Origin of the sequence: Arthrobacter sp. 2YAF22_2 (assembly GCF_052114645.1) — a bacterium.
Classification (GTDB): Bacteria; Actinomycetota; Actinomycetes; order Actinomycetales; family Micrococcaceae; genus Arthrobacter.
Map to the genome: position 1 here is coordinate 1 of NZ_JBFRFD010000548.1, position 2,293 is coordinate 2,293.

At 67.4% G+C, this 2,293-nt stretch carries 2 protein-coding genes; one reads left to right on the top strand and one right to left on the bottom strand.

What is annotated here, in order from left to right:
• A partial coding sequence (locus AB4Y86_RS17120) for a DNA polymerase IV (protein ID WP_441403365.1) occupies window positions 1-854 on the top strand: 854 nt, incomplete at its 5' end.
• A 21-nt stretch (window positions 855-875) separates the two neighbouring features.
• Here AB4Y86_RS17120 and AB4Y86_RS17125 read toward each other — a convergent pair.
• Window positions 876-2,084, bottom strand: a complete 1,209-nt coding sequence (locus tag AB4Y86_RS17125; protein WP_441403366.1) for an MFS transporter — start codon at window positions 2,082-2,084, stop codon at window positions 876-878.
• Window positions 2,085-2,293 lie beyond the last annotated feature (209 nt).

Here is a 2,293-nt window from a genome sequence, read left to right on the forward strand (position 1 = left end):
CGGTGATCCTGCCCGTCGACCAGGAGGCGTACCTCGCGGCGTCGGAAGTTGTGATGGCTACCCTGCGCGCGCGGCCCGGGGCCACGGTGCAGGTGCTGGGGTGGGATGAAGCCTTTGTAGGCATTGAGGCCGAGAATCCGGAGGCCTATGCCCGGCAGGTGCAGGCCGCGGTCCTGGAGCAAACGCAGCTGCATTGCAGCGTGGGCATCGGCGACACCCTGGTCCGGGCCAAGGTCGCCACCGGTTTCGGCAAGCCGGCCGGCGTCTTCCGACTCACTGCCGGGAACTGGCTCGAGGTCATGGGCGGCCGGCCAACCAAGGACCTGTGGGGCGTCGGAACCAAAGTGTCGGGCCGGCTGGCCAAGCTCGGCATCACGACAGTCGCCGAGCTGGCCGCCTCCGACCCCCAAAATCTGGTCCCTGAATTCGGCCCCAGGATGGGTCCCTGGTACGCGGAGCTCGGCCGTGGCGAGGGCACCAGCGTGGTGGACAGCACCCCCTGGGTTGCCCGCGGGCACAGCCGGGAGACCACCTTCCAGCGGGACCTCACCGAGGCCGCCCAAGTGGACGAGGCCGTGCGGGAGCTGACGGCGCATGTCCTCGAAGATGTGGTGGCCGAAGGACGGCCGGTTATTGGGCTGACCCTCAAGGTCCGGTACGCGCCGTTTCTCACCAAGACCCACGCGCGAAAGATCCCCGAAACCTTCGACCGGAACGACATCCTGGCCCGGGCGTTGGACCTCGCCGCCGAGATTGAGGCGGACCGTCCCATCCGGCTCCTTGGGCTGCGGGCAGAAATGGCGATGCCCGAGGATGCGCGTAAGGGACACACGCCGACGCGCGGCGGCTGGTGACGACGTCGTGCGGTAATGCGGTTAAGCGGCGGCGCCGCTGATGACCCGGTCACGTCCGGCCAGCAGACCCGTCGCGGCGAGAACCGCCATGATGCCCGCGGTGACGAGGAGCGGAAGCGTCCAGTCTCCGCTCACGTCGCGAAGGCCGCCGAACATCACCGGGCCCACCGCTGCCAGACCGTAGCCGACAGATTGCGCCATTCCGGACAAGGACGCTGCCTGCGGGTAATTCACGGTCCGGAGGCTGAACAGCGAGAGGGCGATGACGATGAGGCCTCCACATCCGATGGCCCCTAGGACGATCCACAGCAGGACGAGGTCTGGAGCAAGCGCCAGCCCGAGGAAGGTCACGAACGTGAGCGCCCCGCTGGTGCAGGAGACCAGCCGTTGGTCCGAACCCCGGTGCAGGATTCCGCCGGTGGCAAGGCTTGCGAACACGCTGATCAGCAGGAATACGGAGAGATGGACGCCCGCCGTCGTCGCGGGCACTCCGCGGCTTTGTTCGATGGTGGGCAGCCATGCCATCAGGACGTAGAAGGCGATCGACTGCAGTCCCATGAAGATCGTCACCTGCCAGCCCAAGGCCGAGGTCCAGGGCGACCGGTAGGCAACGTCCGGCGTGGCGCCGTGCGCGGCGCCTAGCCTGTGCCGCCGCAGCCACGGCAAGAGCACCGCCATGGCGATGAGGGCCAGTCCCACCCAGATTCCGAGGGCAAGCCGCCATCCCGCCGGCGACGTTTGTGCCACGGGAACGACGACGGCGGCCCCGATCGCCGCGAAGGCGGCCTGCACGGCGGTGTAACTTCCGGTGACCTGGCTGACCCGCAGCGGAAAGTCCCGCTTGACGAGGGACGGCACCAGGACGTTAAGGAACGCGRTCGCCAAGCCGATCAGTGCGGTGCCGGCCCAGATGAAGCCGGGCAGCGGCAACGAGCGAAGCACGATGCCGGCAGCGAGGATCAGCAGGGACATCCACAGTGCCCGGTCGAGACCCAGACGGTTGGCGAAGCCCGGCGCCACGGGTGAGAACGCGGCGAAAGCGATGAGCGGAAGACCCGTGAGGAACCCTGCTGCGGCACTGGATAGCTCCAGGTCGCTGCTGATGTTGGCCAGAACGGGTCCGRCGCTGACAAAGGACACCCGGAGGTTAACTGCGATGAGCAGGACGCCGATGAAGGCTAGGCCGAACCTGGCAGTGCGGTCCGGAGCGCTCCGGGTGGCAGCGGGCATCGTGAGGTGTTCCGTCCTTCAGGCAATGTGGCCGACAAACTTACCCTTGTAAACCTAGCCTGTTGATAAGCGGTTTTGTCGCAATGCACCGCGCACCACCCATGCACCCGCAAAACCTAGAGCTGGCCTGCCGCGGCAGCGCCGCCGTCGGCCGGGCGTCCCATGCGTTGTTTCGCTGTATGGCTCCCGGGACCGATGGGTACCTGCGT